Genomic DNA, 15801 nt, shown 5'->3' with positions numbered 1-15801 from the left:
TGAGTTCTTCACCTTCCTTGCCAGCCGAACCGAAAAAAAGTCTCACCCCTTGGCGAACATATTTTTCGCGGCGCGCGTGTGGGCGCCTGTCCGCGCGTCCGCGTCCGCGGCCGCATCCGCCTCCGCGCGAGGCACCAGCGTGACCCAGTACCCGCGCAGCCGCGTCACCGCATCCACCGGGTAGGTCGACACCAGCATGCGCAGCACGCGGTCGGTGTCGTCGAGGGGGAACGCGCCCGAAATGCGCAGGTTGCCCACGGCCGCGTCGCACTGCAGTGCGCCCGGCCGGTAGCGCGAGAGTTCGGCGGCGAAGTCGGCCAGGCGCATGCCGTCGGCCAGCAGCATCCCTTGCGCCCAGGCCACGCCGGCTTCGTCCGCCGCGGTGAAGGCGTCGATCGCGTCGGCGCGGAAGCGGGCCTGCTGCCCGGCGGGGAGCACGCGCGATGCGGCCGCGCGCGGTGCGATGCGCACCGCGCCTTCGAGCACAGCGATGCAGGTGGCGCCGTCTTCCTTGCGCACGCTGAAGCGGGTGCCCAGCGCCTCCATGGTGCCGTGGCCGGTCGCCACGCGAAACGGCCGGTGCGCCGTGCGGGTGTCGGGCGCGGTGGCGATCAGGATCTCGCCCGCGTGCAGCACGACCAGGCGCTGCGCGCCGTCGAAGCGCACGTCGATCGCGCTGGCCGTGTTGAGCACGAGGCGGCTGCCGTCGGCCAGGCGCAGTTCGCGGCGCTCTCCGGTGGCGGTGCGGTGTTCGGCCGTCCAGCCGCGTTCGCCGGCAAGCTGCCAGCCCAGCCAGCAGGCGGGCACGGCCGCCAGCAGCGCGGCGAGCCGGCCGACGGCCGCGCGGCGCCCGCCGTCGCGCGCGGACCTCGCGGATTGCAAGGGACGCGCGAGCGAAGGCATCGCCAGCGCCGGGGGCAGGCCGCCGAGCTTGTTCATCAGCAGCTCGGCGCGCGCCCAGGCGCGGGCGTGGTCGGGATGGCTCTGGCGCCAGTGCGCGCAGGCGAGGCGGTCCGCTTCGGTGACGGCGCTGTCGTGCAGGCGCATCAGCCACTCGGCCGCTTCGTCGAGCACGCGGGGCGCGAGCGCCGACGCGCCCAGCATGCTCGACGAGGCCGTGGACTTCACCGCGCGCTCATTCATTCCATCAACGCCAGGCAGCCGCGAAAGCCCTGCTGCATATAGCGCTTGACGGTGGCCAGCGACACGCCGAGCTCGTGCGCGATGTCCTCGTACTTCATGCCGTCGAGCTGCGACAGCAGGAAGGCGCGCCGCGCGAGCGGCTTGAGGGCGTCGAGCATGGCGTCGATCTCGTGCAGCGTCTGCAGGATGAGCAGGCGCTGCTCGGGCGACGGCGCCTCGGGCTCGGGCATGAGGGCCAGCGCCTCCAGGTAGGCCCGCTCCAGTGCCTGGCGCTGGTACCAGTTCACCAGGATGTTCTTGGCCACGCTCGTGAGGTAGGCGCGCGGCTGCGCAATGACTTCGGGGTTGGGCGCGGTGAGCAGGCGCGCGAAGGTGTCCTGCGCCAGGTCGGCCGCGTCGAACGAGTTGCCGAGCTTCTTGCGCAGCCACGACTGGAGCCAGCCGTGGTGGTCGCTATAGAGAGTGTGGACTTGCTGGAAGGCAGCTTCGGCGGACATGTCGAGCGGCACGGCGGCCGTATCGCCGCTCACAAATAAGAATTATTCTCATTGTAGACAAAAGTTGTCCGGCCGCCGGCTCGGCGCGGCGATGGCATCCACCCGTGGGTCGGCCAGCGCGCGTTGCAGCACGTGGCGTCCGACCAAACCGGTGGCACCGACCAGAAGCAGTTTAGATGCGGCGCGGGGCCAACCTGGGTGAAGCCTCAAGGCGCCATGTGGGTGTGGAAGATCTTGCTGACCACCGTCCATTGGCCTTCAACCTTCAGAAGGTGGAAGAAGTCGGTGAAGCAGAAACCCGAGACGTCGTTGGTGTCGATGCGCGCGCTGGCAGCGGTGCCGACGATGTCGACCCTGACGATGGCACCTCGGGCTTCGGGCGACGGGCGAAATCCGCTGTCGATGCCGTCGAACAAGGTCTGGATCGCGCCGCCGCTCAGCTTGCCGTCGCCATCGACGCTGAACATCGTCGCCTTGTCGCTGAAGGCGGGCTTCATGATGCTGCTCTTGGCCTGCTTGCAGCCTTCGTTGTACTTGTTCAGCACTTCGACAATGGCTTGGTATTCCGGCACGTAGGTGGGTTTGCTCATGGTGTCACTCCTGGTGGTTGAAAAGATTCGTCAGAAAAAGCCGGTCGTGGCGGGCCGGCATGGGCGTCAGACCGTGCAGCTGTCCGCAGCGGTTTCTTCCGCCGAGACCCAGGGTCCCAGCTGGCGCAGCTTGTCTTCGCGATGGTCCAGCCACCACCCGGCCTGGATGTTCCAGTCGGCATGCGCCGCGTCCGTGCGGGCGGCCCCGAGCGTGTGCTGCGCATGCAGCGGAAAGTGCGGATCGCGCAGCGCTGCATGGCCGAGCGCGACCAGGTCGGCTTGGCCCGACGCGATGACCTCTTCAGCCTGGCGCGGATCGGTGATCATTCCCACAGCCATGGTGCCGATGCGCGCCTCGCGACGGATCTGCGCAGCGAATGGCACCTGGAAGCCGTAGCCGCTGGGGTATTCGAAAACACCGAAGCCGCCCGACGAGCAGTCGATGACATCGACGCCGATCGCCTTCAAGGCCGTGGCGAACGCCACGCTGTCGTCGATCGTCCAGCCGCTGCGGCTGCCGTCGACCGCCGACACGCGCACAAACAGCGGCTTGTCCTGCGGCCAGACCTCGCGCACCTCGCGCGCAATCTCCATTGGCAGGCGGATGCGGTTCTCGAAGCTGCCACCGTAGTTGTCGCTGCGGTCGTTGGTCAGCGGCGACAGGAAGGCGTTGAGCAGGAAGCCATGCGCACAGTGCAGTTCCAGCACCTCGAATCCTGCCCGCAGTGCGCGGCGCGCCGCGGCGACGAAATCTGCACGCACCTTCGCGATGCCTGCGGCGTCCAGGGCCTTGGGTACCAGCCAGCCCTTGGCCGCCGGCTGCGCGCTCGGCGACACCACCGGCCAGGGATGCTCGCCACGCGCGGCATCACGCGTGTCGAGCGGGCCATTGCCTTCGAAGGCGCGCTGGATGCTGGCCTTGGGGCCGGCATGCGCGAGCTGGATGCCGGGCGTTGCGCCGTAAGCCTTGGCGAAAGCGGCGATGCGCGACAGGCCTTCGATGTGCGCGTCATCCCACAGGCCCAGGTCGCCATGCGTGATCCGGCCGTCGGGCGACACAGCCGTCGCCTCCACCATCAGCAGCCCGAAGCCGCCGAGGGCAAAACGGCCGTAATGGGTGGCGTGGTAGTCGTTGGCATGCCCATCGGTTGCCGTGTACTGGCACATCGGGCTGAGGGCGAAGCGGTTGCGCAGGGTCACGCCGCGCAAGGTCAAGGGTTCAAACAGTTTGCTCATGGTTTGGTTGTCGGAGGATGGATGAATGGATGAATGGATCGCCTGGCGGGTGAACCGAGCGATGGTCCACGGCGCAGGAAGCGCCGCGACCAGCCCGACCCGTGACGGCTGTTATGTAGTGCATGCTACAGAACCTGTATTGTATAGTGGTCGCTACAGATTCCATCAAGCCGTCAGAAATTTCCAGGTGAGAACATCCATGCCGAACGAAAGATCGCTCACAGAGCCTCCTCTGAACAAGGGCGGGCGCCCGCGCGGCTTCGACCGCGACCAAGCCCTGACGCGCGCGCTGGACGTGTTCTGGCGCAGGGGCTACGAACTCGCGTCGGTGGCCGAGTTGTGTTCCGCGATGGGGGTCAATCCACCCAGCCTCTATGCCGCATTCGGAAACAAGTCCAAGCTGTTTCTCGAAGCGGTGGACTTCTACGAGCATCGCTACTGGGATGCGACCTGGGAGGCGCTGGAGGTCGAACCCGACATCCATCAGGCGGTTGCGAACTTCTTCGACGCCTCCGCCCGCATTCTGTTGTCGCCGCAGGCGCCTTGCGGTTGCCTCGTGGTGCTGGCCGCCGTCAGCGTATCCGACGCATCGGTGGAAGTCAGGGAGGCCATCGACGCATTGCGCCTGGAAGGCAAGGCGTTGTTCGTCAAGCGTCTCAAGCGCGCTGTCAAGGAGGGTCAACTGCCTGCGCAGACAGAGCTGAAGTCGTTGGCGGGCGCGCTGAACACCATGCTTGAAGGACTGTCGATTCAAGCGCGCGACGGACTGAGCACGCCTGAAATGAGGCGCCTTGCGGCGCACGCGGTGCGCTTGCTGCCGGCCCGCCCGTGCGACGACGCGTGACATGGCGCGGCTCGTGCTGGCGGCGATGATGATGGCGGTCAGGGCTGCATTCGCAGCCTGGCCCATTCGCATGTCGGCTCTTGCTGCTTCGAATGGACATGAGGAGAGCAACCCTTGATCGCAGAACTCAAGACTTTCATTGCCGTCTGCAAGCACGGCACCTTCGCGGCGGCCGCCGACCGAATCGGCCTGACCCAATCGGCGGTCAGCAGCCAGATCAAGCGGCTCGAGCAGTCGCTGGGGTTCGCGCTTTTCGACCGCACCGGCCGCTCCGCCACGTTGAATGCATCGGGGCAGACAACGCTTTCGCGCGCCGAAGAAATATGCGCGCTCTATGCGAAGCTGGGCGATGTGCCCGACGACGGTTCGACACGGGGTCTGCTGCGAATCGGCGCCATTGCTTCGACGCAGTCGACACTGCTCGCCCGCGCGCTCGGACGCCTGCGCGCCGCTTGCCCCATGGTGCGCGTGCACGTGTCGCCAGGTGTTTCCATGCGATTGATGGACGATCTGGATGCCGGCAAGATCGATGCCGCGGTGATCATCAGGCCGCCATTCGGCTTGCTTCCCGAGTTGACCTGGACCGCACTGGTGCACGAGCCCTTCGTCCTTGTGGTGCCGGACTCGATCAAGGGAAGAAACTGGCGCGAACTGGTTCAGGCGCAACCTTTCCTGCGGTACGACCGCGCCTCGTTCGGTGGCCGGATGGTCGAAGGCTTTCTTCGTCGCGAGGGACTTTCGGTCAACGAAGCCATCGAGGTGGACGAGATTTCCGGACTCGTCCATCTGGCCTCGCAGGGTTTGGGCGTCTCGCTGATTCCGATGGTCGAGGCCCACCTTCCGTTGCCGCCGAACCTGCGCGTGATCTCGCTGGGCGAGACTACTTTTTACCGGGAGATCGGCCTGCTGCAGCGCAAGCCGAGAGCGACGCCGCCCATCGTCGCGCAGTTTGCCCAGTGCCTTCGGGAGGCCAGCGAGGAGCAGGGACGGACGGCCAAATCGCCGACCGGTGCCCGCTCGAGAGCAGCGCGCAAAGTGCAGGTGGCTGCGCAACGTTGAGCGCATCGACAGCACCGGCCAATGGCTGTTCCAGGCGAGTTCACCCGCCCAAGCCTGTTGGCCGCGCAGTCGAGCCACCCCGAGACGAAGGTTTTTCCCGCATCGCAAAGGCTTCTGCGTGTCGATGCGCACTACCGCGCCTCGTACGCTTCCATCGGCTTGTCGGTTGGATTCGCCCAAGCTGCCTTGGTCATTTCGGTCGCAGGCAGTCCGACGATCGCGTTCTGGGGCGGGATCGGCTGCATGAACCACTTGTCATAGATGCGAGCGACCTCGCCGCTTTTGGCCATCGCCACAATGCTCTGATCGACGGCGTTCTTGAAAGCCGCATCGCCCTTGGGCAGCATGATCGCAATGGGCTCGGTGCTCAGGACCTGATCGAGCAATTTGTATTGCGCGGGCTCTTTGCTCTTCGAGATCAGTGTGGCGAGGATCTGTCCATCGGCGACAAAGGCGTCGGCACGGCCGGTCTCCAACAAGAGAAACCCCTCGCTGTTGTCCTTGGCCATCAGCTCGGTCGCTTCGCTCTTGAGCTTTCGCAGCAGCTGGACGGATGTGCTTCCGGTCGTGGCGGCGACGGTCTTTCCCGCAAGCTGAGCCGTCGACTTGACCGGCGAACCGGCCTTGACCGCAATGCGAACCCCTTCGACATAGAGCGTAGGCGCGAAGGCGACATCTTTCTGGCGCGCGGCGTTGTTCGTCGTCGTGCCGCATTCGATGTCGACCGTTCCGTTCTGGACAAGCGGTATGCGGTTTTGTGGCGTCACCAGCTGGTATCGCGTTTCCAGCTTGTCGAGCTGCGCCGACTTCTTGATGTCGGCGATGACGCGCTCGCAGATTTCGACATGAAAGCCGGTGTATTTGCCCGGCCCCGTGGTGAACGACATCGCACCGGAACCATCGCGCACACCCATCGTGATCACGCCCGAGTCCTTGATCTTCTTCAGGGTGTCCGTCTGGGCGGCCGCAGAGGCTGCGAGCATCACCAGGGCGCTGGCCGCGGCCGCGTGGACCAGCGTCCGGGTTTTCATGACGGCGCTCATTTCGCGAAGAGCGAGCTCAGGTCCGCGAAAGACTTCATCTCGATGGCATTGCCCGAGGGGTCGAGGAAGAACATCGTGGCCTGTTCACCCGGTTCGCCCTTGAACCGGATGTAGGGCTCGATCACGAACTCGGTCTTCTGCGCGACCAGCTTGTCTGCCATGGCCTGCCACCTGTCCATCGGCACGATCGCGCCGAAATGGCGGACCGGCACCTGATGTCCGTCGACCGCACTGCTGGTCTTGTGACCGCATTCGTCGGGTGCCAGGTGGGCGACGATCTGGTGACCGTAGAAGTCGAAATCGACCCACTCCGGGGCGCTTCGGCCTTCGGGACAGCCCAGCAGGTCGCCGTAGAAGGCCCGCGCTTCGGCAATGTCCCGCACGGGGAAAGCGAGATGGAAGGGGATGCGTTGAGCTGCTTCTGTCATGGCGCCTCGGGGGGTTCAAGTTGTGATGGCGCAACTTTAAGAACGAAAGCCCACAACCGAAAACGATATATTTCTTTGCTGAGCTCCAATAATTTCTATGTATGGGGCGACAGGCCCTGACGCTGGAAATGGCGATCGCGATGGCGCTGCGCCGCCTAGCGCTGCCGCGCACCCTTCGCGCCCCGTGACGCTTGCGCCGCGATCAGGTCGTACAGCGCCTGCGCCGCCGGCGACAGCCGCGCCGTGCGCCGCGTCATGAGCACCAGCGTGCGCGACACCCGGGGCTCCACCAGTTCGATGGTCTTCAGCGACGGGTACGCCCCCTTCTGCAGCGCCATCCGCGGCACCACCGCGGCCGCCACGCGTTCGGCCACCAGCCCCACCGCCGTCGAGCTGCGCTGCACTTCGTAGAAGGGCTGCAGGTTCGCGGCGGCGGCGCCCAGCGCACCGTCGAGCAGCGGCCGGTTCTCGCTCGCCTGCCCCGCGAAGATCAGCGGGTGCGGCTGCAACTGCCGCCAGGCCACGCGCTTGCGCCCGGCCAGCGGATGCGAGGGGTGGCAGATCAGCACGTAGTCGTCGTCGATCAGCGGCTCACTCGTGAGCTCGGGCGAATGCGCGCCCGCCATGCCGATGCCGAACTCCACCTCGCGGTGCAGCACCGCATGCGCCACGGCGGCCGACGAATGGTCGAGGATCTTGATGCGGTTGTGCGGATGGCGCGCCGAGTACGCCTGCATGATGCGCGGCAGAAACTGCACGCCCGCCGTGGGCACGCAGGCCATCGACACGTCGCCGCGCTCGGCCTTGCCGGTCTCGCGGATTTCGAGCAGCGAATCGGACAACTCCACCAGCAGCCGCCGCGCACGCGGCACGAAGTCTCGCCCGATGGTGGTGAGCGACACCGAGCGCGTGGTGCGCTCCACCAGCGCCACGCCCAGAAAGTCTTCCAGCTTGCGCAACCGCTGCGTGATGGCGGTCTGCGTGACATGCAGCGCATCGGCCGCCGCCTGGAAGCCGCCCTCGTCGGCAATGGCCACGAAGGCCTGGATTCCGAGGATGTCGATCTTCATCAGATTTATGAATCAATGGCCAGAATAAATTCATTTTACGAACGGAAAGCGCCTCGGCAAACTGCGCCCACCACAGCAAGGAACACCCCGATGACCTGGTCCGCCAAGCAATACAGCGCCTTCGAAGAAGAACGCACACGACCGGTCCGCGACCTGGTCGCCGCCGTCCCGCACAGCGAACGCCCGGTGCGTTTCGCCATCGACCTGGGCTGCGGTCCGGGCAACTCCACCGAGGTGCTGGCGCAGCGCTTTCCGCAAGCCGCGGTGAGCGGCATCGACAGCTCCGGCGACATGGTCGAAGCGGCGAAGAAGCGCATGCCCGACGTGCCCTTCGCTGTGGCCGACATCGCGGCATGGCATGCAGCGCAGCCGATGGACGTGATCCTCGCGAACGCGTCGCTGCAATGGCTGCCGGACCACGCCACGCTCTACCCGCACCTGGCAGCGCAACTCGCGCCCGGCGGCCACCTGGCCATTCAGACGCCCGACAACCTCGAGGAGCCCGCGCACCGGCTGGCACGCGAGGTGGCGGCCGCCCCGGCGTTCGCGGACCGCATCGGTACCGTGCGGCATCCCGCGCGGCACGGCGCGATTGACTACTACGCGATGCTTCGGCCGCACTGCAGCCGTGTCGACGTGTGGCGCACCACCTACTACCACCCGCTGGCAGGCGCGGCGGCGGTGGTCGAGTGGTTCAAGGGCTCGGCGCTGCGGCCCTACCTGGCGCTGCTCGATGCGTCGCAGCAGGCCGCGTTCCTGGCGCGCTACCAGGAGGCGATAGCGCAGGCCTACCCGGCACTGGCCGACGGCAGCGTGCTGCTGCCGTTCCCGCGGCTGTTCATCGTCGCCAGCCGCTGAAACGGGCCGCGCCCGGCAAGCACCGGGGTGGGTTCTGTCCTGTTTTTGCGTAGATGCGCACGGTTCTTCGGCGGCGCGCCGTCCCAGAATGAACCGGCCGTGGCCTGAACGGCACGCGCATTCCATAAAACCAAGGAGACCCTCATGTCCAGTTCTCGTCGCGGCCTGCTGGCCGCATCCGCCGCCATGGCCACCGGTGCCATCGCCGGTTGTGCATCGCCTGCAGGCGCTGGCCGCGCGCCGGGCGCGCCGGGCACACCGGCCACGGCGTTCGACGTTCCGGTGTCGACCATTCCGATCGTCGGCAGCGAGCAGGTCTATCCGGTGCGCCGCATCTATTGCATCGGCCGCAACTACGAGGCCCATGCGCGCGAGATGGGTTCCGACCCGACGCGCGAGCCGCCCTTCTTCTTCCAGAAGCCGGCCGACGCGATCCAGGTCGTGACGCCCGGCGTGGTGGCCGACCACCCCTACCCGTCGCTCACGAAGAACTACCACTACGAAGTCGAACTGGTGGTGGCGCTGGCCAAGGGCGGGCGCAACATTCCGGCCGCCTCGGCGCTCGACCATGTGTACGGCTATTCGCTGGGCCTGGACATGACGCGCCGCGACCTGCAGCGCGAGATGGGCGACCAGAAGAAGCCGTGGGAAATCGGCAAGAGCTTCGACCACTCGGCACCCATCGGCCCCATACACCCCGTGGCGAAGGTCGGCCACTTCAGCGACGGCGCGATCTGGCTCAAGGTGAACGGGCAGACCAGGCAGAGCGCCACGCTCAAACACATGATCTGGTCGGTGGCCGAGCAGATCAGCCGCCTGTCGCAGGCCTTCGAGCTGCAGCCGGGCGACATCATCTACTCGGGCACACCCGAGAACGTGGGACCGGTGGTGCGTGGCGACCTGATCCAGATTCACATCGACAGGCTGCCCGAACTGTCGGTGCGCATCGTCTGAAGGCAAGGGCCGCGCAAGCGGGCGGCGCGGCCCTCTTTTTTTCTACCAGATCGCTGCCGATCATCGGGCCTTCGCCATTTCCAGCCCCGCCATGTCCCAGCCTCCCAAAGCCATCTACGTCGACGACCTGCACGCCCCGCAGGTGTTCGCGGACGAAGTCTCGGGCTACTGGGTCAACGCGGGCTGCGTCCACATCACCCTGGATGCCAGCCGCGTCGACCACAGCTCCGACAACTGCCCCGTCAACCGCGCCGCGGTGCTGCGGCTCACGCTGCCGATTCCCATCGCGCAGGTGCTGGCCGTCAGCCTGTACGACTTCCTGAAGCAGCGCGGGCTGGCGCCCGCGCCGGGCAACGGGCACTGAAGGGCCCCAAACCGCACCGGGTTGCAAGGCCACCTTCCCAGATTTCTACGAGATGCGCCACGAAGATGAGATTCATTCTTATCCATCAAGTGAGCCACCGTTGTACCCAAGACGCCCGAACGCCGCCACCCCGTCCACTTCATTCAAGCGCACCACGCTCGGCCCGCCAGCGCGCGCCACGCTGCTGGTGCTGTGGGCCGCCACGCAAGGTGGCCGTGCGCTGGCACAGGACGCGCAGGCTGCCGAAGGCACCGCGCTGCCCACGGTGACCGTCACGGCGGACTCGCAGGACGACACGCCCCAGCACCTGCGCGCGAAGGTGAGCAGCGGCGCGCTCGGCGCCCGCTCGCAGCTGGAAACACCCTTCTCCACCACCGTGGTGCGCAGCGAGGACATGGCCGAGCGCCAGGTGTCCAAGCTCGGTGACGTGTTCGCGCTGGACGCCTCGGTGTCCGACAACAGCGGCGCCTACAACAGCTGGGCCAGCTACATCACGGTGCGCGGCCTGCCGCTGGACTGGCAGAACGGCTACCGCATCAACGGCCAGCCCTTTCTCAGCTACGCCATCACGCTGCCCTACGAGCAGTTCGAGCAGATCGAACTGCTCAAGGGCGCCTCGGGCTTCATGCACGGCTTCGGCTCGCCCGGGGGCATCGTCAACTACGTGACGAAGAAGCCGGGCGACACGCCGGTGCGCAGCATCGAGGTCGGCTACAAGACCGCCGGCATCTGGAGCGAGCACGTCGACCTGGGCGGGCGCTTCGGCGCGGACGAGCGCTTCGGCTACCGGCTCGACGCCACGCACGAGGAAGGCAAGACCTACAACGACGGCCAGGTGCGCCGCAACTCGGTGTCGCTCGGCCTGGACGCCAGGCTCACCGACAAGCTCACCTGGACCTTCGACTCGCTCTACCAGAAGCGGGCCGCCACCGGCCAGACGCCGTCGATCTACACCGGCAGCTACACCGGCACCGCCCTGCCCGCCACCATCGGCGCGAACAATGCGAACCTGGTGAGCGCGGGCCAGTACTTGGCCACCGACTTCAACCTGTATGCCACCGGCCTGCAGTACCAGCTCTCGCCCGACTGGACGCTCGCCACCAGCTACAGCCACAGCAGCGCATCGCGCAGCCGCAACGAGAGCATCGCCTACCTGCAGGACGCGGGCGGCGGCTACGACGACTACCGCTACGACGGCGCCGAAGCCCACCGCTTCAACCAGTGGCAGGCCATGGCCACGGGCAGGCTGCGCACCGGCGGCTTCGAGCACCAGGTGACGCTGGGCGCGTCGTGGCAGAAGCAGGTGAACACCTACAGCGCCAACAGCATCTACCAGCTGATCGGCACCGGCAGCATCTTCGGGCCGAACACCAACGCCTACGGCAGCACCACGGCCTTCCTGCCCTACCGCAACAGCGACATCACGCAGCGCGCGGTGTTCGCGAGCGACACGCTGAAGCTGTCCGACCGATGGTCGGTGCTGGCCGGACTGCGCAGCACCACCTACGAGCAGAAGGGCTACGACACCACCGGCCTGCAGAACTCCGGCTACCGGAAGAGCGGCGTGCTCACGCCCACGCTGGCGCTGATGTTCAAGCCCGCACCGGACACCACGCTGTACACCAGCTACGTCGAGTCGCTGGAGCCGGGCAGCACGGTGAGCAACCTCTACGCCAACGACGGTGAACTGCTCAAGCCGCTGAAGAGTCGCCAGTACGAGCTGGGCCTGAAGACCCAGCGCGAACGCTGGAGCGCCACGGCCGCGCTGTTCCGCATCGAGCGCGGCGCGGAATACGCCAACAGCGCCAACGTGCTGGTGCAGGACGGCCAGTCGATCCACCAGGGCCTGGAGCTCGGCGCCTCCACGCGGCTGGGCTCGCAATGGCAGGTCGGCGCCAACCTGATGCTGCTGGACAGTTCGTACGAGCGCGGCAGCAGCTACGCCGGCAACCGCGTGGCCGGTGCGCCGAAGATGGTGGCGACCGCGCAGGTGGCCTACGACGTGGCGCAGGTGCCGGGCCTGAAGCTGTCGGCCGACCTGAAGTACACGGGCGGCACCATGCTCGACGCGTCGAACCGGCTGAGCCTGCCGGGCTACACCGTCGCCAACATCGGCGCGAGCTACATCACGCGCATCGGCGGGCGTCCCACCACCTTCCGCGCGGCCATCAACAACGTGGCGAACCGGCGCTACTGGGAGTACCAGTACGACAGCTACATCAAGCCCGGCGATCCGCGCACCTTCAGCCTGAGCGCCAAGCTGGATTTCTAGCCGTCCATGACATCGCTGTTCCATCGAACGACAACGGCCACCGGCGCGCTGTGCCTGTGCCTGGCGTGCGGCATGTCGAATGCCGCGGCGCAGGCCCGCGTGGTGTTGAGCACCTGGCTTCCCGGCGGCAAGTACGCGCAGGTCTGCGCGATCGAGGGGACCGAGTACATGACGATCACCGCGGACCCGCCCGGCGCATGCGTGGGCGCCGCTGCCCCCGAGCCTGCGCGGCAGCCGGCGCCGCCGTCGGCACCCGTGGTCCCGCGCGCGGAAGCCTTTCCCACGTCGTCCAGTCATGTCGGCGGCTTCTTCATCGACCCGCTCTCGGCGGCGCTGCGCGCCACAGGACTGGGCCTGCTGCTGGGCGGCAGCTGGCGGCAAGGGCCGCTGGCGGCGCGTCGCATCGAGCGTTAAGGCCGCGCGCACCCCTGCGGCCGGCGTCCAATTTTTATCCCGTTTTGAAGTTCACCATCTGCGCATGAAAAGCCCTTGGCATCGCAACACCCACGGCGTCTCGCAGGCGCTGCGCTTCAACGGTCTGCTGGCGGCGGGTTCGGCGACAGGCCAGCACCCGAGGCTTCCCCTGCCCGCTCGATGGCACCGGGCCCAGCCCGCGCACGCCGCCCCCCGCCGCCCGCGCAAGACCGCATGGATGCCCGGCCTTGCAGGCCTTGCGGGTCTGCTGGCCTTCGGGGCGCTCGCGCTGGGCGTCTTCGTGGCCGGCAGCGACACCTGCGCGGCGCATGAAACCGGCGGCGGCAACTACAGCCAGTCGACCCTCGCGCCGATCACCGACTCGAGCGCCGATGCGACACCCGCCAACGCGCGCGGCGGCGGCTGCAGGCGCAAGCACAAGGCCGGCCGCTTCGCGCATCCGAAGACGGTGCCCTGAGCGCCTCGCCCGTGTCCAGGCCCGAGCCCTTCTCCAGCGCCCGGGTGGTGGAAAGCGACCCCGCTGGCGCGAGGTTCCGGTGGTGCAGGTGCCGGGCAGCGCACCGGCCCTCTTGCGGCGTTCAACGCAGCGCAGTCCGATCGGTGATCATCTTCGGCGTGATGAAGACGAGCAATTCGGTCTTGTTGAGGGTACGGCTGCGCGAGCGGAACAACGCCCCCAGCACCGGGATCTCGCCCAGCACCGGAACACGCGATTCGTCGAAGTTGTCCGTCAGCTCGAAGATCCCGCCGATCACGACCGTCCCGCCGTTCTCGATCAGCACCTCCGTCTGGATGTGCTTCGTGTTGATCGCATAGCCCGCGCTCGTGGACTGCCCGACCGAATCCTTGTTCACGTCGAGTGTCAGGATGATGTGCCCTCCGGCGTGATCTGCGGGGTGACTTCGAGCTTCAGGTTCGCCTTGCGGAACGACACCGAAGTGGCGCCGCTGGATGTTGCCGACTGATAGGGCAGCTCCGTACCCTGCTCGATCAGGGCCTTGGTCTGGTCCGCAGTCACCACACGGGGACTGGCCACGACCTTGCCCTTGCCCTCGTCCTCCAGCGCGGATATCTCCAGGTTCAGAATCTTCGACAGGCTGGAGTTGTACAACGACACCGCGAAGGTACCGACGCTCGATCCGCTCGAGCTGCTGGCGGGCAGGTTGACGAAGTTGCTGGTCGAGTTTGCGGAAAAGGAGGTCGTTCCGTCGCTCGACGTGGTCGCCTGTGTCCCTATCGAACTGTTGCTGCCCTTGGATGAGCCGCCCAGCTTGACGCCCAGCGACTTGCTGAAGGTGTCCGATGCCTCGACGATCCGGGCCTCGATCAGCACCTGGCGCACGGAAACGTCCAGCTTCTGGATCAGCTCCGCCACCTGCACCAGACGCGACGGAATATCCGAGACGAAAAGCTGGTTGGTGCGCGGCTCGGCAATCACGCTGCCGCGCCCGCTCAGGATGCGGCTCGTCGATCCGCCGGATCCGCCGCCGGACGAGCCGGTGCCTGTCAGGCTCTGCGCGATCGCGGGAGCCTTGGCATAGTTGAGCTGGAAGGACCGGGTCTGCACAGGCTCCAGGCTCTGGATTGCCGCCTGCGATTCGAATCTGAGCTTCTCCTTGGCGTTGAGCTCGTCCTCCGGCGCGATGCGCAGCACGCTGCCGTTCTTGCGCATGCCGAGGTTCTTCGCCTCCAGGATGATGTCCAGCGCCTGGTCCCATGGCACGTCCTTCAGCCGCAGCGTGAGCGTGCCGCTGACGGAATCGGACGTGACGATGTTGAAGTTGGTGAAGTCCGCAATCACCTGCAGCAGCGAGCGGATCTCGATGTTCTGGAAGTTCAGCGACAGCTTCTCGCCGCTGTAGCCCGTGCCTTGCGCGAGCTTGTTGGGGTTGTCCTTGCGCGGGCGCACCTCCACCACGAACTGGCTGTTGCTCTGGTAGGCGCTGTGCTCCCATTCGCCGCGCGGCTCGATCACCATCCGCACGCGGTCGCCGGCCTGCTGCAGCGCCACCGTCTGCACCGGCGTGCCGAAGTCGGCCACGTCGAGCCGGCGGTTGAGGCCCTCGGGCAGCGAGGACTTCGTGAACTCCACCACGAGCCCCTTGCCCTGCTGGCGGATGTCCACCCCGACCTGGTCGTTGGGCAGCGTGACGATCACGCGGCCGGCGCCGTCGGTGCCCATGCGGAAGTCGACGTCGCGCAGCGGCAGCATGTCGCGGCTGCGGTTCTCCGCGAACTCGAACGGCAAGGAACCCGCCAGCGCGGCGCCTGCGGCCGGCTGCAGCGACACCAGCAGCGACTTGCCGCGCACTTCGGCCTTGTAGGCGGTGGGCTGCTTCAGGTTCATGACGAGGCGCGTGCGCTCGCCCGCCTGCACCACGTTGACGGAGCGCAGGTTGCCCTGGTTCAGCTCGACGGCCGCGCGGCCCATGCTGCTGCCCATGCCGGGAAAGTCGAGCGCGATGCGCGCGGGCGACTGGATGGCGAAGCCGGCGGGCACGGCGGCCAGCGGCTCGGAGAAATCGATGCGCAGCACCTCGGTGCCGGACTGCACGGAGCCGGTGACCGATTCGATGCGGTTCTGTGTCTGAACTTGAGATTGCGATTGCGATTGCGCCTGCGCCTGCACCGCTGCGAGCGGTCCGGCGGCAGCAAGCAAAAGAACGCACGCGCGCAACCAGCGCACGAACGCGAATGTCTGTTTTTTCATGGGACCTGCCTTGGAAACTGCGTCTTCACCTCCTCGCTGCCTGGGGCTCCCTCATGAGCGCAGCGCGAACCACCCGCCGCCGCGCAACGCGCAGCGGCGGGCCGGCAGCGCGGCCCCTCAGCCACGCTGCCGCATCACGTCGTCAGAACGCGTGGCGAATGCCGAAGTCGTAGCCGGTCGAAGAACGCGGCACGCCCGAGAAGCCCACGCCCGCGCTGCCGTAGCCCGTGGTGCTCGCCGAGACCAGGCTGCCGGTGTAGCTGGCGTCGTTGCGGTTGTTCACCCGCGCCACCGTGGC

At 67.0% G+C, this 15801-nt stretch carries 15 protein-coding genes and 2 pseudogenes; 8 read left to right on the top strand and 9 right to left on the bottom strand.

The features are described from left to right. Positions 1-42 precede the first annotated feature (42 nt). From AC1DJH_RS32155 to AC1DJH_RS32135, 5 genes and pseudogenes are all read right to left on the bottom strand, one after another. Positions 43-1143, bottom strand: coding sequence for a FecR domain-containing protein (locus AC1DJH_RS32155; protein WP_478188484.1), 1101 nt, complete (start codon positions 1141-1143; stop codon positions 43-45). Beyond that, positions 1140-1640 (bottom strand): sigma-70 family RNA polymerase sigma factor, encoded by a 501-nt coding sequence (locus AC1DJH_RS32150; RefSeq protein WP_478188502.1) that lies wholly within the window; start codon positions 1638-1640, stop codon positions 1140-1142. Before AC1DJH_RS32150 ends, AC1DJH_RS32155 begins: the two co-directional genes overlap by 4 nt. A 72-nt stretch (positions 1641-1712) precedes the next feature. Then, a pseudogene (locus AC1DJH_RS32145) lies at positions 1713-1892 on the bottom strand (hypothetical protein); the annotation flags it as partial. After that, positions 1847-2230 (bottom strand): nuclear transport factor 2 family protein, encoded by a 384-nt coding sequence (locus tag AC1DJH_RS32140; protein ID WP_478188483.1) that lies wholly within the window; start codon positions 2228-2230, stop codon positions 1847-1849. The gene AC1DJH_RS32140 and the pseudogene AC1DJH_RS32145, both read right to left, overlap by 46 nt. A gap of 66 nt (positions 2231-2296) precedes the next feature. Continuing rightward, on the bottom strand, positions 2297-3466 hold the full coding sequence (locus tag AC1DJH_RS32135) for an NADH:flavin oxidoreductase/NADH oxidase (protein ID WP_478188482.1): 1170 nt from the start codon (positions 3464-3466) through the stop codon (positions 2297-2299). A gap of 199 nt (positions 3467-3665) precedes the next feature. On the opposite strand from AC1DJH_RS32135, the gene AC1DJH_RS32130 reads away from it, so the two are divergent. Both AC1DJH_RS32130 and AC1DJH_RS32125 read left to right on the top strand, forming a co-directional pair. Next, a complete protein-coding gene (locus AC1DJH_RS32130) occupies positions 3666-4310 on the top strand; it encodes a TetR/AcrR family transcriptional regulator (protein WP_478188481.1) in 645 nt (214 codons plus the stop codon). 114 nt (positions 4311-4424) lie between these two features. Further along, positions 4425-5369: a LysR family transcriptional regulator gene (locus AC1DJH_RS32125; protein ID WP_478188480.1), complete on the top strand. Its 945-nt coding sequence runs from the start codon at positions 4425-4427 to the stop codon at positions 5367-5369. A 131-nt stretch (positions 5370-5500) separates the two neighbouring features. Here the strand turns inward: AC1DJH_RS32125 and AC1DJH_RS32120 are convergent, their stop codons facing one another. From AC1DJH_RS32120 to AC1DJH_RS32110, 3 genes are all read right to left on the bottom strand, one after another. Further along, positions 5501-6400: an amino acid ABC transporter substrate-binding protein gene (locus AC1DJH_RS32120; RefSeq protein ID WP_478188479.1), complete on the bottom strand. Its 900-nt coding sequence runs from the start codon at positions 6398-6400 to the stop codon at positions 5501-5503. Positions 6401-6408: 8 nt separating this feature from the next. Next, positions 6409-6840: a VOC family protein gene (locus tag AC1DJH_RS32115; protein WP_478188478.1), complete on the bottom strand. Its 432-nt coding sequence runs from the start codon at positions 6838-6840 to the stop codon at positions 6409-6411. A 155-nt stretch (positions 6841-6995) separates the two neighbouring features. After that, positions 6996-7910: a LysR family transcriptional regulator gene (locus AC1DJH_RS32110; protein WP_478188477.1), complete on the bottom strand. Its 915-nt coding sequence runs from the start codon at positions 7908-7910 to the stop codon at positions 6996-6998. A gap of 90 nt (positions 7911-8000) precedes the next feature. On the opposite strand from AC1DJH_RS32110, the gene tam reads away from it, so the two are divergent. The 6 genes from tam (at position 8001) to AC1DJH_RS32080 (ending at position 13250) form a co-directional block, all read left to right on the top strand. Next, positions 8001-8768, top strand: a complete 768-nt coding sequence (gene tam, locus AC1DJH_RS32105) for a trans-aconitate 2-methyltransferase (protein WP_478188476.1) — start codon at positions 8001-8003, stop codon at positions 8766-8768. 144 nt (positions 8769-8912) lie between these two features. Beyond that, on the top strand, positions 8913-9722 hold the full coding sequence (locus AC1DJH_RS32100; protein WP_478188475.1) for a fumarylacetoacetate hydrolase family protein: 810 nt from the start codon (positions 8913-8915) through the stop codon (positions 9720-9722). Between the two features lie 91 nt (positions 9723-9813). Continuing rightward, positions 9814-10086: a hypothetical protein gene (locus tag AC1DJH_RS32095; RefSeq protein WP_409171333.1), complete on the top strand. Its 273-nt coding sequence runs from the start codon at positions 9814-9816 to the stop codon at positions 10084-10086. Between the two features lie 52 nt (positions 10087-10138). After that, complete coding sequence (locus AC1DJH_RS32090; RefSeq protein ID WP_478188474.1) at positions 10139-12358, top strand: TonB-dependent siderophore receptor; 2220 nt, start codon at positions 10139-10141, stop codon at positions 12356-12358. Positions 12359-12364: 6 nt separating this feature from the next. Next, positions 12365-12772 (top strand): hypothetical protein, encoded by a 408-nt coding sequence (locus AC1DJH_RS32085; RefSeq protein WP_478188473.1) that lies wholly within the window; start codon positions 12365-12367, stop codon positions 12770-12772. A gap of 64 nt (positions 12773-12836) precedes the next feature. Continuing rightward, positions 12837-13250 (top strand): hypothetical protein, encoded by a 414-nt coding sequence (locus tag AC1DJH_RS32080; protein ID WP_478188472.1) that lies wholly within the window; start codon positions 12837-12839, stop codon positions 13248-13250. Between the two features lie 121 nt (positions 13251-13371). Here AC1DJH_RS32080 and AC1DJH_RS32075 read toward each other — a convergent pair. Further along, positions 13372-15503: pseudogene (locus tag AC1DJH_RS32075) on the bottom strand (type IV pilus secretin PilQ). Positions 15504-15801: the final 298 nt, after the last annotated feature.

It is taken from the genome of Variovorax sp. 10N412 (assembly GCF_056394985.1).
This window is presented reverse-complemented; position numbering and strand designations above follow the sequence as displayed.